This window comes from Stutzerimonas tianxiuensis, assembly GCF_053470365.1.
The window spans coordinates 318,521-342,443 of the sequence record NZ_JBPVWS010000001.1 but is presented as its reverse complement, the minus strand read 5'-3'; the positions used below and the strand labels follow the sequence as shown (position 1 = coordinate 342,443).

The window sequence follows — 23,923 nt, the reverse complement described above, 5'->3', positions numbered from 1 at the left end:
ACCTTAGTTAATTAGCACCGCAAGATTATATTTGCGTTACACAACACGAGATTCAGTTTGCCTCGGAGTTTCAATACGCACCGACAGAGCGAATGCGCTCCCGCAAACCACAGAGGGAATCGATGTGTGTGCGTGCGCTGGGCGCGGACAGCGATTAGCGTTCGCGCCCGTTCGGATCGCACTAGGCGAACTAGCAGGTGGGACGGCCTGCCGTGTACTTCTGAGCAGGATCGATAGCAGCCTCAAGATCCCGGATTGCCGTAGCCCCAATCAACAGCGGATAGCGGAAGTGGCTACGGTCGGTGAGGTTGACCTCGGTTTCGCGCATCTGGTCGCCGATGCACAACTGCATCTCCACCACTGGCCGCTCGGCGACATCCGGCCCACGCTCCGCATCCGTATCGTCGTCCGGGTCGACGGCTTCTTCTTTGCGGGTCTTGATCTCGGCGATGCGCGCCAGGCGGTGCTCATAGAGCGTGTCGTCAGCGCCTTCGACAGCCAGGCGGAATCTCACCCAGTCTTCCCCGTCTCGCTCGAAACGCTCGATATCGCGCGCCGACAGCGAGGCAGTCATCGCGCCAGTATCCATCTTGGCTTTGAGGGTCTTGCCGAGGTCTTCGATCTTGATCTGCTCATAGCGGCCGAACAAGGTTGGCTCGGCGGCCACGGCGGGAAGGGTTAACGCGCTCAACAGCAACAACAAACGGGACAAAGCGGCCTCCTGAATCAGTATTGACCTGAGTGGGACCGACCGTCGCCGCGATCCGTTCCGCCCTATGCAGCGGGCCACGGGCGTCACGCGTGAAAGTCAGCCGCCTGCTAGACTGCGCCTCACTTTTTCCAGCAGATCACTACCGTGCCCAGTTCAGCCTTCGCCACCCTGCCCCTCAGCCCTGCAACGCTGGCCAACCTCGACGCGCTCGGCTATGTCGAGATGACGCCGATCCAGGCGCAAAGCCTGCCGGTCATGCTCAAGGGTATGGACCTCATCGCGCAGGCCAAGACCGGCAGCGGCAAGACTGCCGCCTTCGGTATCGCACTGCTGGAGCCGATCAACCCGCGCTATTTCGGCTGTCAGGCGCTGGTACTTTGCCCCACCCGTGAACTGGCCGATCAGGTGGCCAAGGAGCTGCGGCGGTTGGCCCGCTCTGCCGAGAACATCAAGATCCTGACGCTCTGCGGCGGCGTATCCATAGGCCCGCAGATCGGCTCGCTGGAACATGGCGCGCATGTGATCGTTGGCACGCCTGGGCGCGTTCAGGAGCATTTGAAAAAGGGCTCACTGAAACTCGACGGCCTGAACAAGCTGATTCTCGACGAAGCCGACCGCATGCTCGACATGGGCTTCTACGACGCGATTGCCGAAATCATCGGGCAGACCCCGAGCAAGCGGCAGACCCTGCTGTTCTCCGCGACCTACCCCAGCGGCATCAAGCAACTCGCGTCGACCTTCATGCGCGACCCGCAGCAGGTAAAGGTTGAAGCCCTGCATGACGACACCCAGATCGAGCAGCGCTTCTACGAAATCGACCCCGAAGAGCGCATGCAGGCCGTGATTCAGGTCCTGGCCAGCTTCCGTCCGGAGACCTGCGTTGCCTTCTGCTTTACCAAGCAGCAGTGCCAGCAACTGGTCGACGCTCTCACCGCGAAAGGCATCTCTGCCATGGCGCTGAACGGCGACCTGGAACAGCGCGACCGTGATCAGGTACTGGCCATGTTCAGCAACCGCAGCCTGTCCGTGCTGGTCGCCACCGATGTTGCGGCTCGCGGGCTGGATATCGACGCCCTGGACATGGTGATCAACGTCGAGCTGGCGCGCGATTCCGAAATCCACATTCATCGGGTTGGACGTACCGGTCGTGCTGGCAAGAAAGGCATTGCCATCAGCCTTGTCGCACCCGCCGAAGGCCACCGCGCCCAAGCCATCGAGGACCGGCAGAAGGCGCCGCTCAACTGGCAGCCGCTGAGCGAGCTAAAAGCGCAGCCGGGCGGCCCGCTGCAGCCGCCGATGGTGACGCTGTGCATCGGCGCCGGGCGCAAGGACAAGCTGCGACCAGGCGACATCCTTGGCGCGCTGACGGGCGATGCGGGTATTCCCGGCAAGCAGGTTGGCAAGATTGCGATCTTCGACTTCCAGGCGTTCGTTGCCGTGGAGCGCGACGTGGCCAAGCAGGCCTTGAATAGACTCAACTCCGGCAAGATCAAAGGCCGCTCGCTGAAAGTCCGCACGCTTTAGTTGCTGGAAGAAACGAGCCTGGCGCATCCTCGCGTACAGGCTCGTGCCGAAACGGATTGCCCGTCTCGAAGAAGCAGCGACAGCTCATTCGACCGATCAAACGAACGGCGCTGCTGGCGAGCCGAGAAGTCCTTTCGCTCGACTCGCCGATGGCGCGGGTTACAGCGAACCGCGAGCCCAAGGACCCCAGATGGCAAAGGTGATGCCGGGGGTCTGGATGTTGACGAACAGGAAGTGTCCGGTCGGATCGAAGCAGGCGCCGCAGAACTCACGGTTGCGGTAGTCGCCGCCCGAAACATTCTTCCCGGCCGCAGCGGCCTGGACGTCATCGAACACCACGTTGTTCTTGGCGAAGATGTACGCCTCCCCCGCGGTGGTCAGGCCCAGCAGGCGTTCGCCAAAGCCGAACGCGTCCTGCACACCACCACCGTCTTCGCACAGAAGCACACCGCCGCGCGGGCTGACCGTAATGTTGTCCGGGTTGTTGGCGATTTCGGCGTCGGTGGAAGCGAAGATGCAGGTCAAGCGGTCATTCGCCAGATCGTGCATCCACACCGCCCCACGGCCGTAGCCGGGGCGGCCCTGACTGTCGGTACCGGCACTGGTGTCGACAATGTAGAGCTTGCCCTCGCTGTACCAGATGCCTTCGCCGCGGCTCATGCTCAGGCCGCCGGCCTGACGCGCCTGAACATAAGGGCCGCTGCCTTCGGGCTGAGGCTCGAGGTCCGGATTCGATATTTCCACCCATTCCAGCTGATAGCTGTCGCCCTGCTTCGGCGCATGCAGGTCGATCAACGCTCGATTACGCACCCGAGCGGCTTGCAGTATTCCACCCGAGACAAGTGAACCTGGCTGCTGGCTCGCGTCCGTGGGGATATAGCGGTAATAGCCGGATTGGTTGCGGGCATCTTCCGTCAAATAGACATAGCTGTTACGCGGGTCCACTGCGACCGCTTCGTGCCGAAAGCGACCCATCTGCACGATAGGCTGGCCAGTGGTCAGCGCCGGGTCGGCCGTCACCTCAAACACATAGCCGTGGGCACGACCACCCACACTGCGGTAGTCAGACGTGTTCTCTTCACAGGTTAACCAGGTGCCCCACGGCGTGACACCGCCGGCACAGTTGGTACGGGTTCCACCGAGGCTCGGCAGGGTGCGTACCGGCTGCATGATGTCGCGGGAAACGTAGAGATTGGTAGTTCCGCCGGCCGGACGCTGGCCGTTGGAAAGCGTCACGTAATCATAGATGCCGGTAGCGTCGATCAGCGGACCGGTGCTGGCTTCATGGTTACGCACCAGCACGATTTCCGGACCATGTTGGCCGCGACGCACCTCGATGACGCCCATACCGTCATGCGACGTGGGTACAGGCTGGCCGTTTTCCATCAGGTCGCCGGTCCAGGAAAAGCTCTTGTACTGGAAGCCGTCGGGTAGCTGTAGCAATTCCAAGCCGGTGCTCAGGTCCCTGGTCGGACGCAACGGACCATAGCTGCTGCGAACCAGGCCGGCGCCGCGCCCCTGTGCATTTCGCGCTGCGAAGGCTTCCAGCGTGCCGAGAAACGGCGTGCTGGCGACAACGGCGGCGGTGATAGCGCCACCTTTGAGCAGGCTGCGGCGGCTGGCATCGTGTTCACGGTTCATGCGGTGTCCTCTTTATAGGAATGGGAGGGAGCGGCATGAATGAAGCCAGACGAATACGGCTAAACGATGACCGTGCGGTTTCGTTCCGGTGATGCGAGACGGATGGACGGTATAAGCTTTGCTTCGCTTGCCGTGACGTCCGCGTACGGCCGGCGTCCAACCTTCTTCTTATCGCCGACAGGTCCGACTCGTTCATATGCGCTCACCCTCGCTCAACCATTCCTTGCGCCAGCTCTGGGCGCTGGACAAGTTCGGCTACAGCCTTCGCGTGCTGATAGCGCTGGCCGGCAGCATGGGTTTGAGCTGGTACCTCGCACAGCCCGCGATGGCGATTCCACTGTTCCTCGGCGTCATTGCCAGCGCCCTGGCAGAGACCGACGACAGCTGGCTGGGGCGCCTATCAGCACTCCTGGTCACACTGCTGTGCTTCAGCATCGCCGCGGTATCGGTGCAGCTGCTGTTCCCCTTCCCTTTGCTCTTCGCGTTTGGCATGGCGGCCGCGGCGTTCAGCCTGGTCATGCTCGGAGCTTTGGGCGAGCGCTACGCGACCATCGCCCAGGCGACGTTGATTCTTTCGATCTACAGCATGATTGCGGCCGACCAGCGAGGTGGCGAAGCGCTGCACCCCTGGCGCGACCCGCTGCTGCTGTTGGCTGGCGCCACCTGGTACGGCTTGCTCTCGGTCCTCTGGAATGCGCTGTTCGCGCACCAACCTGTGCAGCAAAGTTTGGCCCGCCTGTACCGTGAGCTGGGGCGGTACTACAAACTCAAGGCCGCTCTCTTCGAGCCGGTGCGCCAGCTGGATGTGGAAGAGCGTCGCCTGCAACTGGCGCAGCAGAATGGCCGCGTGGTGAGCGCCCTGAACGCAACCAAGGAAACCCTTTTGCATCGCCTGGGCAATGGTCGCCCTGGGGTGAAGATCAGTCACTACCTCAAGCTCTATTTCCTCGCACAGGACTTGCACGAGCGCGTCAGTTCCTCGCACTACCCTTACCAGGAGCTGGCCGAGGCGTTCTTTCATAGCGACGTGCTGTTTCGTTGCGGCAGGCTGCTGCGCTTGCAAGGCGTTGCCTGCGTGGACCTCGCTAATGCCGTTCAGCTGCGCCAGCCGTTTCGTTACAGCGAAGCCAACGCACAGGCGCTGGCGGATCTGGAGTCATCGCTCGAACATCTGCGGATGCAGAGCAATCCGGCATGGCGCGGACTGTTACGCTCATTACGGGCCTTGTCCGGCAATCTGGCGACCATGCAGCGCCAGCTGTCCACGGCGAGCAACCCTGATGCACTGGAAGGTGAGCAGGACAGCAGCCTGCTGGATCGACAGCCGCAATCGCTGCGCGATGCGTTCAACCGTATCCGCCTGCAGCTGACGCCCACCTCATTGCTGTTCCGCCATGCCCTGCGCATGAGCCTGGCGCTGCTCTGCGGCTATGCCGTGCTTCACACCATCCATCCCGAACAGGGCTATTGGGTGCTGCTGACCACCGTGTTCGTCTGCCAGCCCAACTACGGCGCAACGCGCATCAAGCTGGTCCAGCGTGTGACGGGTACGGCGCTTGGCCTGGCGGTTGGCTGGGCGCTGTTCGACCTGTTTCCCAGTCAGCAGGTACAGGCGCTGTTCGCCGTGATCGCAGGCGTGGTGTTCTTCGCTACCCGCAGCAGTCGCTACACACTGGCAACTGCCGCAATCACACTGCTCGTGCTGTTCTGCTTCAATCAGGTCGGTGACGGTTACGGGCTGTTCTGGCCGCGCTTGGTCGATACCCTGCTGGGCAGCCTGATTGCGGCAGCCGCCGTATTCTTTGTGTTGCCGGACTGGCAGGGCCGGCGCCTCAACCAGGTCGTGGCCAATACCCTGGCGCGCAGTGCCGATTATCTGCGGCAGATCATGGCGCAGTATGAGAGTGGCAAGCGTGATGATCTGGCGTATCGACTGGCACGGCGCAACGCACACAACGCGGACGCGGCGCTCTCCACCACCTTGTCGAACATGCTTCTGGAGCCTGGGCATTTCCGCAAGGACGCCGAAACCGGCTTTCGCTTCCTGATCCTTTCGCACACGCTGCTCAATTACCTGTCGGGCTTGGGCGCACACCGCGAAAGCCTGCCGGCCGATGCCCGGGATGACATGCTGGAAAGTGCGGCCCAGCAACTGGCGCGCAGCCTCGACGAATTGGCCGACGGGCTGCAACACGATCATCCGGTTGCCGTTTACAGCGAAGCCGAGGAAGCGCTGGCGCAACAGTTGGAGCAAACCTCGGAAGACATCGACGATAGCCATCGTCTGCTGCAGACCCAGCTGGGGCTGATCTGCCGACAGCTGGCACCACTACGCAGCATGGCAGCGCACCTGCTGCGGCAACATCCGCAGCCTCAAGGCTGAGGCAGCGAATTCGGCGAAGGCAGACCATGACGCGCGAAGATTTCCGCGTAGGTGCCATCTTCGAACATCGCCTCGATCTCGCGGTTGAAGGCCGCAATGATTGCAGCCTGCTGCGGATGATCATTACGCACCACCAGCGACAGATCGCGAATGCTGAATTCGCCCGGTACGAAACTCAGCCCATCACTCACCTCTTTGAGCGAGCCGTTGAGGTGAAACAGCACTGTACGCTCGTCTTCGAGGGCCAGATCAGCGCGATCGGCCAGCAGCATTCGAGCCGCCTGCACGAAGTTATTGGCGTAGCCTTTGTTGAGTGTTGAGTCGTCTGCCAGCTCATCGCTATAGGCATAACCATTGGTCAGCACGATGTCATAAGTGCGCAGGCTGTCAGGTCCCTCATAGCGGATGCCGTCACCCTGCCGCTGCACCCAACGCACCCGATTGTTCAGAAAGGGACGGCTGTACGTTGCGTAGTCCGCATGCCTAACCGTGAACCAGTCGTTGATAATGTCGTACTTACCTTGTTGTAACCCCAGCACCGCCCGTTCCCAAGGCACCTCGGTGTAGGAAACGTCATAACCCGCCCGACCAAGCGCCGCGCGGATAAGCTCGACCGACAACCCGTCGCCGGGCAAGGTTTGGTCTGTGTATGGCGGCCAGGCATCACCTGCCAGTCTCAACACTTCGGCAGGAACCGACGCACTGGTCGAGAGCAGCATTCCAACCATAACTATTTTTATTCTTGTCAAAGCTCTCTCCCGCACACCCATGGCGAAGCGCCACCAGCACTAGCTAATCACAACCAGCTGCGTTTGGGATGTCCGGCTCGTCGGATGTGGGGAGACCGAGCTGCAGCCAGCGGGCCGCAGGAGTACCATCGCGCATTTTTCAGGCGAGGTAGCTGGCAGTGCAGACGGACGTGGTAGTAATCGGCGCAGGGGCTGCCGGGCTGATGTGTGCCTTCACAGCCGCCGCCCGAGGCAGACAGGTCCTGCTCATAGACCACGCTAACAAGGCCGGTAAAAAGATCCTCATGTCCGGCGGGGGTCGCTGCAACTTCACCAATCTCTATACCGAGCCGGCCAACTTCCTTTCCGGCAACCCGCATTTCTGCAAATCCGCGCTCGCCCGCTATACCCAGTGGGACTTCATCGAGATGGTCAGCCGTCACGGCGTGCCCTATCACGAAAAAAAACTGGGCCAGTTGTTCTGCGATAACAAGGCAAGCGACATCCTCGGCATGCTGCTCGATGAGTGTGAGCAGGCCGGCGTCGACCTGCGGCTCGATACGGCCGTACAACAGATCGACAAAGCAGAGGCTGGCTACCAACTGCAGACCGATGCCGGACCGGTCGCCTGTCAGTCGCTGGTGATCGCCACAGGCGGCTTGTCGATTCCGACTCTCGGCGCGAGCGGATTCGGCTATCAGGTGGCGCGGCAGTTCGGCCACACCCTGCTGCCGACCCGCGCAGGGCTGGTGCCCTTCACCATCACCGAGCCGCAATTGAAGGCGATGTGTGAGGCCTTGTCTGGGACTTCAGTCGAGGATTGTCTAGTCAGCTGCAACGGCCAGAGCTTCCGCGAAAACATCCTGTTCACCCATCGCGGGCTGTCCGGTCCGGCGATTCTGCAGGTCTCCTCGTACTGGGAGCCGGGCGATGCCATCGAGATCAACCTGTTGCCGCATCTGAACCTGAGCGAGTGGCTGGACGAGCAACGCCGCGAGCGCCCGAATATCGAACTGAAGACCCTGCTCGGCGAATTGTTCACGCGCAAGATGGCCGGGCTCTTGGCGGAACACTGGTTCACCTCTAAACCGCTGAAGCAGTGTTCAGCCAACGAACTGACCGAGATCGCCGAGCGACTGGGCTGCTGGCGGCTGGTGCCGGCGGGCACCGAAGGCTATCGCACCGCCGAGGTGACCCTCGGCGGCGTCGATACCCGGGAAGTCTCATCCAAGACGATGGAATCGCAGAAGTCGCCGGGGCTGTATTTCGTCGGCGAGGTACTGGACGTCACCGGCCACCTCGGCGGCTTCAACTTCCAGTGGGCCTGGGCCTCGGGGTACGCCGCGGCGCAGTACGTCTGACCCACTACTGGTTGGTCATGTTGGAAGGCGGTGAGATTTCACGCGGGCCGGCCGGGTCGGTCGCCGTGTTCTGGTACTCCTGCTGGTTCCGTTCGACATTGCGCAGCGCCGACGGCTCGTCGTCGGGGGAGCAGCCGGCCAGTGTCAATGCGAGCGGAAGTGCCGCAGTCATGGCAATCAGTCTGGATTTCATATCAGTTCTCCTGCCGTGCAGTGCGCCAACCTCATGTCGGGCGGCTTCAGCACATGCAATCAGATAATTCGGAATTTTACTGAGCAGCGCCTGACGCGCCGGGTGTGGTGTGAGGCGCGGTTCCAGCCCCGGACGCGGTGCCCAGACCGCTGCCGTTGTCCGCTGGCGCTGTGTCCATGCTGCCCTCAGCACCGGTCGCCAACGGCGCACCGGCTTCAGGACCGGCACCCGCTCCATCGTTGGACGGTGGCGCCCCGGTGAACGGCGGTTCAGGCTTTTCGATCGCAGGCTCGGGCGTCACCACCTCCCGTTCAGCATCATCCTGCCCGCAGCCTACAAGGACCAGGCCAAGCACAGGGGCAAACAGATAGGCCAATCGCATCAGTACCTCCAAGCGTCGAGCCCGCGAATAGCCTGCGGGCATGAGTCAATCCTTAAGAAAATTGACCCTGCAGACAGCCTGGAGTGCCCCGCCTGAGTGCCCAGGCCGCCCGACGGTTGCGAATGACTGTCCTCAGTCCTCGATAGGCAATCCGGCTAGGCCGACGCGGCCAGCTGCCAAAGGCCGTCGACACAGTGGTCATTACGGAAGCTCCGGCGCAGATCGATGGCTGACAAAGGTCGACTGAATAGATAGCCCTGAGCGTACTCGCAGTGTTCGGCCTCGAGAAATGCCAACTGTTTCGGCTCTTCGACGCCCTCGGCAACCACCGTCAGATCCAGGCTCTGGCCCAGACCGATGATGGCCCGGCTGATCACGGCGGAATCCGCATCTTCTCCCACCCCTGCAATGAAACTGCGGTCGACCTTGAGAATGTGCAGAGGAAACTGCTTCAGATAGCCGAGCGAGCAGTAGCCGGTGCCGAAGTCATCCAGCGCCAGCCGTACACCGAGGTTGGCGATCTCCTGCAGGGTCGCCAGCACCGCATCACTGTGCTGCATCAACAGGGTCTCGGTGATCTCCAGTACCAGGCTCGAAGCAGGCAGCTGCGTCTCGCCAAGTATCGCGATCAGACGATGGATGAAGTCCGCCTGCTGCAGCTGCCTGATCGACAGATTCACCGAGCAGTAGAGCTGCGCCTGACCGGCCTGCTGCCAGCGACGGACTTGCGCGCAGGCCTCGCGCAACACCCACTCGCCGACCCGGACGATCTCGCGGGACTCCTCGAGGATCGGGATGAACTCCTGGGGGCCGACCGAGCGACCGTCATGCTGCCAGCGCAGCAGTGCCTCGACCCCGGCCAGATGGGGCTGACCATCAACCAGGCGACATATCGGCTGGTAACAGAGCGTGAACTCGTTGCGCTCGAGCGCCTGCGCCAGATTGCTCTGCAGCTCCAGCTGACGCTGGGCCGTGCTTTGCAGCCCCTCGCAGTACAGGGCGAACTGGTTCTTGCCAGCGTCCTTGGCGCGGTACAGCGCCAGATCGGCGGCTTGCAATGCATCCAGCGGTTTGCCATCACGCTGCAGCGGAGCGATACCAATGCTGGCCGTGAGTGTCAGCGTCCGCTCAGCCAGTTGCAACGGCGCACGCAGTGCATTGAGCATGCGCTGCGCCACCCGCTCGGCGTCGCTGGCGCAGGCAAGGTCGCCGAGCAAGGCCACGAACTCGTCGCCGCCGAAACGGGCGAGATGATCACCAGGACGCAGGCAGCCGGAGAGACGCCGGGCAACTTCCACCAGGACCTGATCGCCGACACGGTGACCAAGGCTGTCGTTGATCAGTTTGAAGCGATCAACGTCGACGAACAGTAGCGCTGACTCACGCACCCCACTGCGCTGCTGCGCGGCGCTGAGAAGCTCATCCATGTGCAGACGATTCGCCAACCCGGTCAGCGGGTCGTGACGGGCCGCGTGATGAAGGCAGCTTTCAGCGATCTTGCGCGCACTGATATTGGTCTGCGAACCGGCCATGCGCCGCCCGCTGCGTTCGCAATGCTCGACTACGCCGCGCACCTGCACCCAGATGTACTCGCCGTAGTGAGTTTGAATGCGGTACTCGTGGTTCAGCGCTGCCGTACGGCCACCCAGGTGCGCGGAAATGGCTTCGCGCAGGCCCGCCAGGTCATCCGGATGGACCCGTTTGAACCAGCTGTCGCTGGTGTATCCGGGCTCGGCGGAAAGGCCGAGCATGGCCATCCAGCGCTCGGAGAGATACAGCTGATCGGCATCGATGTGCCAGTCCCAGATGCCATCCTCGGTGCCTCTCAAGGCACGGGCAAGGCGTGCTTCGCTGTCCTCCAGCGCCTGCCGCTGCGCCACCGTGTAGGTGTCGATGGCGAGGATCATGTCAAAGAACACTGCCTTGAGCAGGCTGTTGAACACCGCGTAACCCGGAGCATCTCCCAGTAGCTCGGCCAGCATGTCACCGAGATACAGCCGGTAGGCACCCAGATACCACTCCAGATCGACGCCCACGCGCTGATGCACCAGCCCGACCAACAGACGGTCCTTCACATAGTCGCGGTCGTACGGGCCGTTCCATAACCGTTCGTAGTAGCTTTGCTGACTGTGCTTGAGCCGCACCAGCCGCTGGGGATCGGCCAACATGGCGGTCGGTGTATCGAACGCAGCCATGTGGGTATAAAGGCGCTCGATGAACCGGGCTTGCGCATCGTCCAGGTCGGCAGCTGCACTGTTCAGCCTCGCGCCATCGCTGGGCTGCCACTCCAGAAAGCGCATGCGCGTACGGATCGCCTCAGGTCCAAGACCGATCCGCTGCAGCAATTCCTTCAGCTCGTCTTCCATCCGCCACCTACTCTGGCGCCGCAAAGCGCAGCTCCTTTCGCTTGAGCAACTACATGCAGGCAAACTCGCCAGCTAGTAGCAGTAAGCCATCAAGCCTGCCAGTAGCGTCGTGGGGGAATATTGATGCAGATCAGCGGGACAATAGGCGGGGCTTGCTGCTTTGAGCGACCAGGCAGACCGGGGCGTTGCGCCCCGGTGGCGATCAGTTAGGCGGCCTGTTTCGCAGCGAATTCTTTCTTCAGGCGGCTCTTTAGCTCTTCCATTTGCTGTCCCATCTCGCTCAGCTGGTCATCGCTGAACAACTCACGCGCCGTGGGAAACATTTCGGACTCTTCTTCCTCGATATGGTGCTCGAGCAGTTCCTTGCAGACTTTCACGCGCCCGGAGAACTCAAGCGTCGAGGGGTCAGTAGCCTTGAGGTCTGGAAGCACCAGCGAATCGACTGCACGATGCTCTTCCTTGGCCTCGTGGTACATGGTCTTCTCCTCTTTCCCACCCGCTTCCTTGAAGGCTGGATAGAGAATCTGTTCCTCCAGCTGGGTATGGATCGACACTTCCATTTCCAGCTTCTGTAACAGTTCGGTGCGGGTCTTGACGGCACGCTCGGAGGTATCGGTCAGGCGCGTCAGAATGTCTTTGACTTTCTCGTGGTCGTCGATCAACAGGTCGATGGCGTTCATTGGGTTTTCCTCTCATCAGGTTTGCACTGCATTCAGGCTCTTCGGTCTGATCGTCAGCGCTAGGCAGGCACGTCCGAGTACGGCAGGCCTGTGGCAATACAGGCCTGCCGCCCGACTCAGGCGTACTCGTAGGTGGGCAGCCCGGTACGACTCTGGCTTTGCAAACGGGCGATGGCGGGCGACATTCCCGCTTCCAGCGCCAGGTCACGGCGGACCGAACTGATGACCCACTCAAGCTGGATATTCGTCTGGGTCTGTCCTTTGGACAGGGCCCGCTTGATGACGTCCCGATCATCGTTACGAAGCGTTAGCAGGAGCCCGCCATCAGGACGAGGTGCGGTGACGACTTCAAACTCGGGAAACGCGGCAGAGAGAACTTTTTCAGCGGCAATCATTATTGTGTACTCCGGTTATGTTCCAGCGTACGTAGCTGGAGCATCGATCATGCCAACCGGGCGAACATAAAAAATCACATTATTTCAGCGACTTGCGTCACATAATGGCGCTTTGTACGCATGCAAAACGCATGACGGTTACGCTTACGGCATGCATTCTGCTGTGCGGAAGAACAAATATTGAAGTTCGCTGTCGAGCGCTCAGGCCTTGCGCCAGACGCTTGCAAGCCAGGGTTGTTGCTCGCGCGGCAGCCCTGGCGGGCGATAGTAGTGCTCCAATTCAATGAATCCGACGGAATGCAGCAAGCGCTGCCACGTAGGCCAGTCGTACCAGGTGCCGTAGCGGGCGCCACTCCAGCCTTCTTGGTTGTCGCCGCGTGGATTGGAACAGAACAACACCCCCGCGGGCCGAAGCGCCGCGTGGAGCCTCGATAAGACGTCAGCGATTTCGCGACTGGGCAGATGAAACAACACAGCATTGGCAAAAATGCCGTCGAACGACTCGGCCGGAAGATCCAGCTCGAGCAAGTTTTGATGCAGGACTTCACACCCCGTTTCGGCACGTGCCATTGTCACGAAGGGCTCGGCGCCATCGAGGCCGACCGCAATATGCCCGCGCGCTGTGAACGCTTTGAGATCCCGCCCTGGCCCACAGCCAAGGTCAAGAATACGCAGCGGCGCCTTGCCCTCGATGTGCCGGAGTAACGCATCAATGTTCTGGCTGACGTCGTGGTCTCGAGTCCCATCGCGAAAGGCCTCGGCGTTGGTGCGATAGTCGTCCAGCGTCAGTTCCGAAATAGCGCGATGATTTTCGTCAGGCATGAGGGAACTCCAGCGATGAAAAGGCGAGCCTAACTACTCGACTGCCGGTTGCCAATGCATGTGGCATCGCGAAAAGATCGCCAAATCGCAGCAAACGATTGACGAGCAGCTGCACATCGCTGAACTTGCGCAGCGGCACTCGCTCCAACGCTGATCCGCGTGGATTAATGCCCCTACCGCACTATGTTCATGAAACACATCGAGAATCGCTCCGATGAGCCAAGCACTCAAGAAAGTCGTTTTACTCGTCGAAGACGAACCTCACATCCTTTCCCTGCTGTCTGATTACCTCGCCGGCGAAGGCTATAAGGTGTTGGAGGCCGCCGATGCACCGCGCGCCTTCGAGATCCTGGCGACAAAGCCGCAACTCGATCTGCTGGTGACTGATTTTCGTCTACCTGGCGGCGTGTCCGGAGTGATGATTGCGGAGCCCGCATTGAAGCTGCGCCCCGACCTTAAGATCATCTTCATCAGCGGTTACCCCATCGAGATCCAGGAATCAGGCAGCGAGATTGCGCGCTCCGCGCCGATCCTGGCCAAGCCGTTCTCACTGGACTCTTTGCGAAGCCAGATTCAGCAGCTGCTAGCCTGACCCAAAGAACTACGCCCCAAACGCAACGAGCCCGCACTAGGCGGGCTCGTTGTTCAACGCATCGACTCAGTTGACCTTGGGGTCGAGCTCGCCGCGCGCATAACGCTCAAACATGCCTTCCAAGGAAATCGGCTTGATCTTCGAGCCATTGCCGGCGGTGCCGAACGCCTCGTAACGCGCAATGCAGATGTCGCGCATGGCGGTCACGGTCTTGGCCAGGTACTTGCGCGGGTCGAATTCGCTGGGGTTCTTCGCCATGAACTCGCGGATTGCACCGGTAGAGGCCAGACGCAGGTCCGTATCGATATTCACCTTGCGCACGCCGTACTTGATGCCTTCGACGATTTCCTCGACCGGCACACCGTAGGTTTCCTTAATGTCACCACCGTACTCGTTGATGATTTTCAACCATTCCTGCGGGACCGAAGAGGAGCCGTGCATCACCAGATGAGTATCCGGGATGCGCTGGTGAATTTCCTTGATGCGCTGGATCGACAGGGTGTCACCGGTTGGCGGCTTGGTGAACTTGTACGCGCCGTGGCTGGTGCCGATGGCGATGGCCAGGGCGTCGACCTTGGTCTTGGCGACGAAGTCAGCAGCCTCTTCCGGATCGGTCAGCAGCTGGCTGTGATCCAGCGTGCCTTCGGCGCCGACGCCGTCTTCTTCACCGGCCATGCCGGTTTCCAGAGAGCCCAGGCAACCCAGCTCGCCTTCCACCGACACACCGCAGGCGTGGGCGAAAGCAACGGTCTGCTGAGTGACGCGGACGTTGTATTCGTAGTCGGACGGCGTCTTGCCGTCTTCGCGCAGCGAGCCGTCCATCATGACCGAGCTGAAGCCCAGCTGGATCGAGCGCTGGCAGATGTCAGGGCTGGTGCCGTGATCCTGGTGCATGACCACCGGGATATGCGGGAATTCTTCCACCGCGGCGAGAATCAGGTGGCGCAGAAACGGCGCGCCGGCGTATTTGCGAGCACCGGCCGAAGCCTGGACGATCACCGGGGAGTCGGTCTTGTCGGCCGCTTCCATGATGGCTCGCATCTGCTCGAGGTTGTTTACGTTGAAGGCCGGCACGCCGTAGCCGAATTCGGCGGCGTGGTCGAGCATCTGGCGCATGCTGATGAGTGCCATGTTTTCCTTTCTCCCGGTTAGGGTCGATTAATCGTGTAAAGCCTGCCGCAAGGGCTGACGGTGTTCAAGCACCGCGCGGTATGGCGCGGCATTGTAGTGGTGGACGGCTCAAAAGCCATCAGACCCGGTAAAAACGCCTTAAAACAGGGAAGCCAGCCGCTTGTTAGATCAGATATTGATCAACGACGCACTGCAACCATGGGCGAGCAGCTTGTCATCAGCCAGACGATAGACCAGCGCACCAGTCCCCTTGTCGTGGAAGGCCACAACACCATCGCTATAGAAAGCACCACGGGTCACCGGTTCCTTGCGCAACCTGTGAACCTGCTGGCTGTCGCCAATTTTCAGCTCCACCATCTGGTGGCTGTCATCAGCATAGCGCCAGGCGATGTTTTGCTCGCTCTGACACTTCCAAACTACAAAGGGTGCATCCGGACCAGATTGCCAGTGCCCGCACCCGCCGAGCAGTGCTGCAGCAATCGGAATGAGCAGACCTTTCATTGGTCCTCCTTGCTGGCTCAGGGACAATCCTGCATATCCGCTGCGGTTCCTGCAGTCGGGTCGCCCGTGCTTTGCATCTCAATGCGTTGATCATTCTGCGCAGTCGGGCTCTGTGCCGGTGGCGGGTCGACTACTTCGCAGAGCGAGTCTGGCGAACCTCCGGCACAACCGGCCAGGCCAATACAGCAAACAGCTATTGCGGCGAAACGCATGGTGAGTCTCCATTCCTCATCTGGACAGAACAGAGACAGCAACCCGTCGCAGGGGTTGCCTTTCGCCGTTACGTTTGTAACGACAAAAGGCCATCAGCGGCTTCAGTTCGCGCGTTGCTCCAGCACTTCAACAGCGGGCAGAACCTTGCCTTCGACGAACTCGAGGAAGGCGCCACCGCCAGTGGAGATATAGGAGATCTGCTCCGCGACACCGTACTTGTCGATCGCAGCCAGGGTGTCACCGCCACCAGCGATGGAGAACGCCGGGCTTTGGGCAATCGCCTGGGCCAGAACCTTGGTGCCGTTACCAAACTGATCAAACTCGAACACGCCGACCGGGCCGTTCCAAAGGATAGTCTTGGAAGACTTCAGCAGTTCGGCAAAATTGGCCGCCGTTTGCGGACCGATGTCCAGAATCATGTCGTCTTCGGCCACGTCGGCGACTGCCTTGACGGTGGCTTCGGCGTCTTCGGCGAAGGCTTTGGCGACGACTACGTCAACCGGCAGCGGTACGCTGACCTTTGCAGCAATAGCCTTAGCAGTGTCGACCAGATCCGCTTCATACAGCGACTTGCCCACCGGGTAGCCGGCCGCCGCCAGGAAGGTATTGGCGATGCCGCCGCCGACGATCAGCTGATTGCAGACCTGGCTGAGGCTGTTGAGCACGTCCAGCTTGGTCGAGACCTTGGAGCCAGCGACGATGGCCGCCATCGGCTGTGCCGGGCTTTTCAATGCCTTGCCCAGTGCATCCAGCTCAGCCGCGAGCAGCGGACCGGCGCAGGCGACCTTGGCAAACTTGGCGACGCCGTGGGTCGACCCCTGGGCACGGTGGGCAGTGCCGAAGGCGTCCATGACGAACACATCGCACAGAGCGGCGTACTTCTGCGCCAGCTCGTCGGTGTTCTTCTTTTCACCCTTGTTAAAGCGCACGTTTTCCAGCAGCACCAACTCACCGGCCTGCACCTCGACGCCGTCGAGGTAGTCCTTGACCAGCGCCACTTCGCGACCGAGCGCCTTGCTCAGGTAATCGGCGACCGGCTTGAGGCTGTCTTCTTCGCTGTACACACCTTCTTCCGGACGGCCGAGGTGCGAGCAGACCAGCACCGCCGCGCCCTTCTCCAGCGCCAGCTTGATGGTCGGCAGCGAGGCCAGGATGCGCGCGTCGCTTTTCACTGCGCCATCCTTGACCGGCACGTTGAGGTCCTCGCGGATCAGCACGCGCTTACCCTGGAGGTCGAGGTCGGTCATCTTCAAAACGGTCATGTGATCTTCCTTAAGTTCAAGAACGGCGATGTTTTCAAGCCGCGGACGCCCGGTGCGGCGGCTAAGTGCGGTGGGCGGCGCGCAGATAATGATCGGCCACGTCGAGCATGCGATTGGCGAAACCCCATTCGTTGTCGAACCACGCCAACAGGTTCACCAGCCGCGGCCCAGAGGCGCGCGTCAGGCTGCCATCGACGATCGCCGAATGCGGGTCATGATTGAAATCGCAACTGGCATGGGGCAACTCGGTATACGCGAGCAGGCCTTTCAACGGCCCGGATTCAGCGGCCTCCCGCAAGATCTGGTTGATCGTCGACGCATCGGTATCACGCGTCATCTGCAGCGTGATATCCAGACAGGACACGTTCACCGTTGGCACCCGCACGGCTTTGGCCTGAATCCGCCCCGAGAGTTCCGGCAGCAGGCGTTCAATGCCTTTTGCCAGGCCAGTGGAGACCGGAATCACCGACTGGAAGGCCGAGCGCGTGCGCCGCAGGTCATCGTGGTGATAGGCGTCGATCACTGGCTGATCGTTCATCGCCGAGTGAATGGTGGTGATCGAAACGTAATCCAGACCAATCGCGTCGTTGAGCAGTTTGAGCAGCGGCACGCCGCAATTGGTCGTGCAGGACGCATTGGACACCAGTCGCTCGGCGCCCGTCAGCCGCTGGTGATTGATACCCATGACCACTGTTGCATCGACATCCGCGGCGCCGCTCATGGGCTGCGAAAACAGCACCCGCGGAACGCCTGCAGCGAGAAAGCGCTCCCCACCGGCCCGAGTGTTGTAGGCACCGGAACACTCCAACACCAGGTCCGCTCCCAGAGCGCGCCAATCGACCGCTTCAGGCGTCGACTCACGCAACACTTTCACGCAATGACCGTTCAGGTGCAGACAATCGCCGTCCACGCTCACCTCGCCGGGAAAACGGCCGTGAGTAGAGTCGAAGCGGGTGAGGTATTCCAGACTGGCCATATCGGCAAGGTCGTTGAGGGCAACGATCTCGAAATCAAACGCGGCATCGCGCTCGTAAAAAGCACGCAGCACGCAGCGACCGATGCGGCCGTAACCGTTGAGGGCGATGCGGTAAGGGGAAGTTTGGGGCATTCGCGGCTCGTCTTGTGCGAGCTGGAAGCGGGAAGCCAAGACCGGAAGTGGTTCGTACCGCCGCCACCGACAATCCTGAGCCGCCCCTTCTCAGCTGCTGTGATGTCGCAAAACCTGAGCTGGAAGGCTTAAAGCAAGCCTCCAGCGTTCAGCTTACCTATCAGTCTTCCAGCAGCTCTTCGGCAACCGCGAGGATGTTCTCGACGGTGAAGCCGAACTCCTCGAACAACTGCCCAGCCGGAGCCGATTCGCCGTAGGTGGTCATGCCAATGATGCGGCCGTCGAGCCCGACATACTTGTACCAGTAGTCCGCATGGGCCGCTTCGATGGCGATGCGCGCGCCGACTTCGACCGGCAGCACGTGCTGCTTCCAGGCGGCGTCCTGCGCGTCGAAGACGCTGGTGCACGGCATCGAGACCACACGCACCTTACGGCCCTGCTCAGTCAGCTTGTCGTAGGCCTGGACGGCCAGACCGACTTCCGAACCGGTGGAGATGAGGATCAGCTCCGGCTCGCCTTCGCAGTTTTTGAGGATGTAGCCACCCTTGGCAATGGACGACTCGGTTTCGTTGTCGCGAATGTGATACGGCAGGTTCTGACGCGAGAAGATCAACGCGCTCGGGCCGTCCTTGCGCTCGACGGCGTGCTTCCACGCCACGGCTGATTCGACCGTGTCGGCCGGGCGCCAGGTGTCCAGGTTCGGCGTGGTACGCAGGCTGGTCAGCTGCTCGATCGGTTGGTGAGTCGGGCCGTCTTCCCCGAGACCGATGGAATCGTGGGTGAAAACATAGAGCACACGCTGCTTCATCAGCGCCGACATGCGCACAGCGTTGCGTGCGTATTCCATGAACATCAGGAAGGTCGCGCCGTAGGGAATCAGGCCGCCGTGCAGGGCCACGCCATTCATGATCGCGGCCATGCCGAACTCGCGCACGCCGTAGTACATGTAGTTGCCCGACGCGTCCTCAGCGACTACCGGCTTGCAACCCTTCCACAGGGTCAGGTTGGAGCCGGCGAGGTCCGCCGAGCCGCCGAGCAGCTCCGGCAGCAGCGGGCCGAAGGCATTCAGGCAGTTCTGGCTAGCCTTGCGGCTGGCGATGGTTTCGCCCTTGGTAGCAACTTCGCGAATGAATTCTGAAGCCTTCTCGGCGAAGTCTTCCGGCAGCTCACCGGCCATGCGCCGCTTGAACTCGGATGCCAGGCCCGGGAATTCGGTTTCGTACGCGGCGAAGCGCTTGTTCCACTCGTTCTCCGCGTCAGCACCCTTCTGCTTGGCGTCCCACTCGGCGTAGATATCGGCCGGAATCTCGAACGGGCCATGCGTCCAGCCCAGCGCCTCACGGGTCAGGGCAATCTCGGCATCACCGAGCGCGGCACCGTGGCACTCTTCCTTGCCCTGCTTGTTCGGCGAACCAAAACCGATGATGGTTTTGCAGCAGATGAGCGTCGGCCGGTCGCTCTTGCGCGCCGTCTCGAGTGCCATCTGGATTTCGTCGGCGTCATGGCCGTCGACGTTGCGAATCACCTGCCAGCCGTAGGCCTCGAAGCGGCGCGGGGTGTCATCGGTAAACCAGCCATGGACTTCGCCGTCGATGGAGATGCCATTGTCATCGTAGAAAGCGACCAGCTTGTTCAGCGCCAGGGTGCCCGCGAGCGAGCACACTTCATGGCTGATGCCTTCCATCAGGCAGCCATCACCCATGAATACATAGGTGTGGTGGTCGACGATCTTGTGCCCGTCGCGGTTGAACTGCGCCGCCATGACTTTCTCGGCCAGGGCGAAGCCCACGGCATTCGCCAGTCCCTGACCCAGCGGCCCGGTGGTGGTCTCGACGCCCGCGGTGTAGCCGAACTCCGGGTGACCGGGGGTCTTGCTGTGCAGCTGGCGGAAGTTCTTGAGGTCGTCGATGGACAGGTCATAGCCGGTCAGATGCAGCAACGAGTAGATCAGCATCGAGCCGTGGCCGTTGGACAGCACGAAGCGGTCGCGGTCGGCCCAGAGCGGGTTGGTCGGGCTGTGCTTCAGATGATCACGCCAGAGCACCTCGGCGATGTCCGCCATGCCCATGGGGGCACCCGGGTGGCCGCTGTTGGCTTTCTGCACAGCATCCATGCTGAGGGCGCGGATGGCATTGGCTCGCTCACGACGGCTGGGCATCGCTGAATCTCCTGCGGGGGTGTACGAAGAAAAAGGCGGCCATTTTCCCCTACCGCGGGTGGCGGGGCAATGACTGAATAAGGGCCACGCCGCCGCCAACGCCCGCCTTTAGTCGAGCAGCCTGACGCCACAGCTGCCGATGTCCGGCAAATGCTGCAGAAGGTAGTCCTTCATTCGGCTCAGCGTCGGGGCCGTCTCACCGGCTGCCGGCCATACCAGGTAATAGCTATCGCCGGAGCGCACCGCCTGGTCGAACGGCAGCATCAGCGAGCCTTTGCGTAATTCGGCGCTGACCAACGCCAGGTCGCCGATCGAGATGCCATGCCCTTGCGCCGCCGCGGAAATCCCCAGCTCCAGCGTGTCGAACAGCTTGCCTTGCTGCCAGTTGACTGACTCGACCCAGCCGACGCGCTGCAACCAGCGTCGCCAATCCCGGCAGTCACGCGAGGGGTGAATCAGCGCTGCATCGGCGAGGCGCGCGGCTGTCCAGGGTGATCCACTCTGAAACGCCGGTGAGCAGACCGGCACCAGCCACTCATCGAACAACTTCACCCGGTTCCAGTCCGCCGGAAACCCGCCATGGCCGAGCAGGATGGCGCAATCAAAAGGCTCGTTGTGGAAGTCCACCGAATCGAGGTCCATCCAGGCACTGGTCAGTTGCACGCGGTCCTGCGGTTGGTCGAGCTGGAAACTCTCCAGCGCGCCAAGGAGCCAGCGCATCGTCAGCGTCGACGGCGCTTTCAGCCGGAGTGCATCCTGCTGACGGTTGATGGCGATGCAGGCGTTCTCGATGGTTCGGAAGCCGACCTTGAGTTCCTGCGCCAGCAGCCGTCCGGTGTCGGTCAGTGCCAGCCGTGAACCGCGCCGCTCGAAGAGCGGGCAGCCGAGGCTTTCTTCCAGCGTCTTCACGTGTCGACTGACCGCACTCTGGGTAATGCACAGACTTTCCGCGGCCTGTGTGAACGAGCCGAAGCGTGCCGCGACCTCAAAGGCGCGCAGCGCATAGAGCGGCGGCATGCGCAACGTCATGCCGGCAAACTCCAGCATGAGTAAAACTCATGCCAGATGGTCGTTTTTTCCATTTTGCAACCCTCCAGGCCCCACCAATACTCGCCAGCAATCGGGCCAGCCTCGCGCTGACACCGACTCAAAAAAGAGGCCTCTGCCTGTATAACGCTAGGGAAGGATGACATGCCCACTCGTGAGTTCGATCAACTTTTATCTGCCAGCATTCGTCACGGGGGGCTCAGTCAAACACAGATAGCGGATATCCTCGATTTCAAGCTGATGGGTAACGCCAAGGGTTTTGTCCTCGTGGAGGACACGGACATCGGCGAGATCCCGCCGACGCCCGCCTCACGCACCGAGCTGAACAAGCAAGACGACCGCAGCGAGCGCCTGCTGCTGCAAGCTACCGCCCTGCTGGGCGAACCCATCGGCTACGTGCAGGAGTCGGGCGGCTGCATCGTCAACAATTTTTTCCCGCAGCAGACGCAGTCACGCGCCGCGACTTCGGACAGCTTCGACACCGAACTCGACCTGCACACCGAGAACGCTTTCCACGCGATCCAGCCCGACTACTTGCTGCTGCTCTGCCTGCGCCAGGACCCGGCGGCTGAAGCCGTTACCTACATTGCTTCGGCCGAACGCATTCTCGACCGGCTTTCCTACGAAGATCAGGTGTTCTTTCTCAACGAGCCGTACAACTTTCTCTCCGACTACGGCCCCAGCGAAAAGAACCAGCGCATCGATATCAACAAGCATCAAACCGTGCTCTACGGCGACCCCGACGCGCCCTTTCTGCGCTTCGACCCGCAATTCATGGTCGCCTACAGCGATCGGGCTCAGCGTGCATTGGAGCGACTGCGCGCCATTGCCTGGGAGGTGGTCGAGCCGGTGCGGCTCACCCGTGGCGATCTGCTGATCATCGACAACCGCCGCACAGCACACGCACGCAGCCCCTTCACGGCCCGTTTCGATGGCAGCGACCGCTGGATGCAGCGCACCTTCGCCAGCTGCAACCTGCGTTTCTACACCGAAAAGCTGGGCAGGCAATCGCGCATCTTCGAACTGGTAACCGAGCTATGAACGCCACCTATCTCGCCTTTGCTGCCGCGGTCGCCCTGCTGATCGCCTCCCCTGGTCCGGTCGTCGCACTGGTCGTCGCCGATGCGCGGCGCAGCTGGCCGGCCTGGACCATTCTCGGCGGCGTGATTTCCGCGCAACTCCTGTTGATCGCCGCGCTGATGCTGATCTACCTGGCCCTTGACCTGAAACCAGTCATTCTCGAATGGGGCCAGGTGCTCGGCGGGCTCTATCTGATCTGGCTTGGCGCCGACGGCCTGTGTGGCGGCGGTGGCGAAGAAGCCAGGGAGGTGCCCCGCCCGCAGTCACACTACTTCTGGCGGGCCATGGCGGTCGGGCTGTCCAACCCCAAGGACATCCTGTTCTTTCTCGCGTTTCTGCCAGGCTTCATTCTGCCGGCGCAACCCTTCGCGCCGCAGGCGCTGGCGCTAATCGCCATCTGGGCGCTGGTCGATGTTTCGATTCTGATTACCTACAGCCTGGTGTCACGCCAACTGTCGAGCAATGACCGCCTGCAGGGGCTGCTCGATCTGCTGCCCAACTTTTTTCTATTGGCCCTGGGCCTGGTCTCCTGCGGCATGGGCGTCAACAGCCTGATCGGCTAAGGCGCCGCTTGTCCAATATCAAAACTTTTTGATATTGGCATTGCTGGACGAAAATCGACCGACTAGACTGCGCTGCCTATGAGCCTGCGCATTCCCCAGATGTCTTTCGACGACAGCGATCAGCTCGCCGCCCTGTGCAAGGCCGGCGGCGATTCGCTGCGGCTGAATGTGCTGCGTGCGCTGGCCAGCGACTCGTTCGGCGTGCTCGAGCTGGCGCAGATCTTTGCCACCGGACAATCCGGCATCAGCCATCACCTCAAGGTGCTGAACCAGGCCGGCCTGCTGGCGGCGCGCCGTGAAGGCAACGCGATCTTCTATCGCCGCGCCCTGCCCCAGAGCGACAACCTTGGCGGAAAGCTGCATGCCGCACTGCTGGAGGAAGTTGATCAGCTCAGCCTGCCGCTGGATGTGCAGGCGCGCATTGCCGCGGTGCATGCCCAGCGCAGCGCCGCCAGCGAAGACTTCTTCGCAAGAATGGCCGGCAGCTTTCAGGCGCGGCAGGACATGATCGCCGGCTTCCCGCAGTACCGCGACAGCGTGGTCGCGCTGCTCGATGCGCTGAATCTTCCAGCCCAGGCTACAGCGCTGGAGGTAGGCCCCGGCGACGGCGGCTTTCTGCCGGAACTGGCTCATCGGTTCGCCCGAGTGGTCGCGGTGGACAACAGCCCGGCGATGCTCGAGCTGGCTCGCTCACGTTGCGAGCAGGATGCGCTGGAAAATGTCGAGTTGAAACTTGCCGACGCATTGCAGGACGAATGTCCGTCAGCCGATTGCGTTGTGCTGAACATGGTTTTGCATCATCTGGCCGCGCCAGGTGAAGCACTCAAGCAACTGGCGCGGTTGGTGAACGTGGGCGGTAGCCTGCTGATCACCGAGCTGTGCAGCCACAACCAGAGTTGGGCCAAGGAGGCCTGCGGCGATCTCTGGTTGGGCTTCGAACAGGACGATCTGGCCCGTTGGGCCGATGCCGCGGGGCTCACGCCCGGCGAGAGCCTCTACATTGGCTTGAAAAACGGTTTTCAGATCCAGACCCGGTACTTTTCCCGGCTCGCCGCTGACAGCCGACTCACCCACCGGTAAT

Annotated in this window: 23 protein-coding genes; 7 read left to right on the top strand and 16 right to left on the bottom strand. The window is 61.5% G+C overall.

Annotated features, from left to right (window positions below; translation table 11 throughout):
* Positions 1 to 190: 190 nt before the first annotated feature.
* Positions 191 to 712 (bottom strand): retropepsin-like aspartic peptidase RloA2, encoded by a 522-nt coding sequence (rloA2, locus tag ACSSNI_RS01440; RefSeq protein ID WP_102836721.1) that lies wholly within the window; start codon positions 710 to 712, stop codon positions 191 to 193.
* Positions 713 to 856: 144 nt separating this feature from the next.
* On the opposite strand from rloA2, the gene dbpA reads away from it, so the two are divergent.
* On the top strand, positions 857 to 2,236 hold the full coding sequence (dbpA, locus tag ACSSNI_RS01435) for an ATP-dependent RNA helicase DbpA (protein WP_448258852.1): 1,380 nt from the start codon (positions 857 to 859) through the stop codon (positions 2,234 to 2,236).
* A gap of 159 nt (positions 2,237 to 2,395) precedes the next feature.
* Here dbpA and ACSSNI_RS01430 read toward each other — a convergent pair whose 3' ends face one another.
* Positions 2,396 to 3,877 carry a PhoX family protein gene (locus ACSSNI_RS01430; protein WP_448258850.1) on the bottom strand — a complete coding sequence of 494 codons (1,482 nt, stop codon included), beginning with the start codon at positions 3,875 to 3,877 and terminating at the stop codon, positions 2,396 to 2,398.
* 196 nt (positions 3,878 to 4,073) lie between these two features.
* Between ACSSNI_RS01430 and yccS the strand changes: the two genes are divergently transcribed.
* Positions 4,074 to 6,260 carry a YccS family putative transporter gene (gene yccS / locus ACSSNI_RS01425; protein ID WP_448258849.1) on the top strand — a complete coding sequence of 729 codons (2,187 nt, stop codon included), beginning with the start codon at positions 4,074 to 4,076 and terminating at the stop codon, positions 6,258 to 6,260.
* Here yccS and ACSSNI_RS01420 read toward each other — a convergent pair.
* Positions 6,251 to 7,030 (bottom strand): substrate-binding periplasmic protein, encoded by a 780-nt coding sequence (locus ACSSNI_RS01420; RefSeq protein ID WP_448258848.1) that lies wholly within the window; start codon positions 7,028 to 7,030, stop codon positions 6,251 to 6,253. The genes yccS and ACSSNI_RS01420 overlap by 10 nt on opposite strands.
* A 137-nt stretch (positions 7,031 to 7,167) precedes the next feature.
* Between ACSSNI_RS01420 and ACSSNI_RS01415 the strand changes: the two genes are divergently transcribed.
* Positions 7,168 to 8,349, top strand: coding sequence for a BaiN/RdsA family NAD(P)/FAD-dependent oxidoreductase (locus ACSSNI_RS01415; protein WP_448258846.1), 1,182 nt, complete (start codon positions 7,168 to 7,170; stop codon positions 8,347 to 8,349).
* A 4-nt stretch (positions 8,350 to 8,353) separates the two neighbouring features.
* Here ACSSNI_RS01415 and ACSSNI_RS01410 read toward each other — a convergent pair whose 3' ends face one another.
* The 6 genes from ACSSNI_RS01410 to ACSSNI_RS01385 form a co-directional block, all read right to left on the bottom strand.
* The gene (locus tag ACSSNI_RS01410; protein WP_148925425.1) at positions 8,354 to 8,542 is read right to left on the bottom strand and encodes a hypothetical protein; all 189 of its coding nucleotides are present in this window, start codon (positions 8,540 to 8,542) and stop codon (positions 8,354 to 8,356) included.
* A gap of 76 nt (positions 8,543 to 8,618) precedes the next feature.
* Positions 8,619 to 8,924: a hypothetical protein gene (locus ACSSNI_RS01405; RefSeq protein WP_148925426.1), complete on the bottom strand. Its 306-nt coding sequence runs from the start codon at positions 8,922 to 8,924 to the stop codon at positions 8,619 to 8,621.
* 155 nt (positions 8,925 to 9,079) lie between these two features.
* Positions 9,080 to 11,290, bottom strand: a complete 2,211-nt coding sequence (locus tag ACSSNI_RS01400; protein ID WP_448258843.1) for a putative bifunctional diguanylate cyclase/phosphodiesterase — start codon at positions 11,288 to 11,290, stop codon at positions 9,080 to 9,082.
* Between the two features lie 206 nt (positions 11,291 to 11,496).
* Positions 11,497 to 11,970, bottom strand: coding sequence for a hemerythrin domain-containing protein (locus ACSSNI_RS01395; RefSeq protein ID WP_448258841.1), 474 nt, complete (start codon positions 11,968 to 11,970; stop codon positions 11,497 to 11,499).
* Positions 11,971 to 12,086: 116 nt separating this feature from the next.
* Positions 12,087 to 12,365, bottom strand: coding sequence for a DUF3509 domain-containing protein (locus ACSSNI_RS01390; RefSeq protein ID WP_102836714.1), 279 nt, complete (start codon positions 12,363 to 12,365; stop codon positions 12,087 to 12,089).
* Positions 12,366 to 12,566: 201 nt separating this feature from the next.
* Positions 12,567 to 13,187, bottom strand: a complete 621-nt coding sequence (locus ACSSNI_RS01385) for a class I SAM-dependent methyltransferase (protein ID WP_448258839.1) — start codon at positions 13,185 to 13,187, stop codon at positions 12,567 to 12,569.
* Positions 13,188 to 13,401: 214 nt separating this feature from the next.
* On the opposite strand from ACSSNI_RS01385, the gene ACSSNI_RS01380 reads away from it, so the two are divergent.
* The gene (locus ACSSNI_RS01380; RefSeq protein ID WP_448258837.1) at positions 13,402 to 13,779 is read left to right on the top strand and encodes a response regulator; all 378 of its coding nucleotides are present in this window, start codon (positions 13,402 to 13,404) and stop codon (positions 13,777 to 13,779) included.
* 66 nt (positions 13,780 to 13,845) lie between these two features.
* On the opposite strand, the gene fba is transcribed toward ACSSNI_RS01380, so the two are convergent.
* The 7 genes from fba to ACSSNI_RS01345 all read right to left on the bottom strand — a co-directional run bounded on the left by fba (position 13,846) and on the right by ACSSNI_RS01345 (position 21,181).
* The gene (fba, locus tag ACSSNI_RS01375) at positions 13,846 to 14,910 is read right to left on the bottom strand and encodes a class II fructose-bisphosphate aldolase (RefSeq protein ID WP_102836711.1); all 1,065 of its coding nucleotides are present in this window, start codon (positions 14,908 to 14,910) and stop codon (positions 13,846 to 13,848) included.
* 168 nt (positions 14,911 to 15,078) lie between these two features.
* Positions 15,079 to 15,411, bottom strand: a complete 333-nt coding sequence (locus tag ACSSNI_RS01370) for an MliC family protein (RefSeq protein ID WP_148925430.1) — start codon at positions 15,409 to 15,411, stop codon at positions 15,079 to 15,081.
* 17 nt (positions 15,412 to 15,428) lie between these two features.
* Positions 15,429 to 15,623, bottom strand: coding sequence for a hypothetical protein (locus ACSSNI_RS01365; RefSeq protein ID WP_448258833.1), 195 nt, complete (start codon positions 15,621 to 15,623; stop codon positions 15,429 to 15,431).
* Between the two features lie 102 nt (positions 15,624 to 15,725).
* Positions 15,726 to 16,886 carry a phosphoglycerate kinase gene (locus tag ACSSNI_RS01360; RefSeq protein ID WP_148925432.1) on the bottom strand — a complete coding sequence of 387 codons (1,161 nt, stop codon included), beginning with the start codon at positions 16,884 to 16,886 and terminating at the stop codon, positions 15,726 to 15,728.
* Between the two features lie 61 nt (positions 16,887 to 16,947).
* On the bottom strand, positions 16,948 to 17,994 hold the full coding sequence (gene epd / locus ACSSNI_RS01355) for an erythrose-4-phosphate dehydrogenase (protein WP_448258831.1): 1,047 nt from the start codon (positions 17,992 to 17,994) through the stop codon (positions 16,948 to 16,950).
* Between the two features lie 160 nt (positions 17,995 to 18,154).
* Positions 18,155 to 20,152 (bottom strand): transketolase, encoded by a 1,998-nt coding sequence (gene tkt, locus ACSSNI_RS01350; RefSeq protein ID WP_448258828.1) that lies wholly within the window; start codon positions 20,150 to 20,152, stop codon positions 18,155 to 18,157.
* Positions 20,153 to 20,260: 108 nt separating this feature from the next.
* A complete protein-coding gene (locus tag ACSSNI_RS01345; protein ID WP_448258962.1) occupies positions 20,261 to 21,181 on the bottom strand; it encodes a LysR substrate-binding domain-containing protein in 921 nt (306 codons plus the stop codon).
* Between the two features lie 162 nt (positions 21,182 to 21,343).
* Here ACSSNI_RS01345 and ACSSNI_RS01340 point away from each other — a divergent pair, with 162 nt between their 5' ends.
* The 3 genes from ACSSNI_RS01340 (at position 21,344) to ACSSNI_RS01330 (ending at position 23,922) form a co-directional block, all read left to right on the top strand.
* Positions 21,344 to 22,240 (top strand): TauD/TfdA family dioxygenase, encoded by an 897-nt coding sequence (locus ACSSNI_RS01340; protein WP_448258826.1) that lies wholly within the window; start codon positions 21,344 to 21,346, stop codon positions 22,238 to 22,240.
* Positions 22,237 to 22,842: a LysE family translocator gene (locus ACSSNI_RS01335; protein WP_102836704.1), complete on the top strand. Its 606-nt coding sequence runs from the start codon at positions 22,237 to 22,239 to the stop codon at positions 22,840 to 22,842. Before ACSSNI_RS01340 ends, ACSSNI_RS01335 begins: the two co-directional genes overlap by 4 nt.
* 78 nt (positions 22,843 to 22,920) lie before the next feature.
* Positions 22,921 to 23,922 (top strand): ArsR/SmtB family transcription factor, encoded by a 1,002-nt coding sequence (locus ACSSNI_RS01330; protein WP_448258823.1) that lies wholly within the window; start codon positions 22,921 to 22,923, stop codon positions 23,920 to 23,922.
* Position 23,923 lies beyond the last annotated feature (1 nt).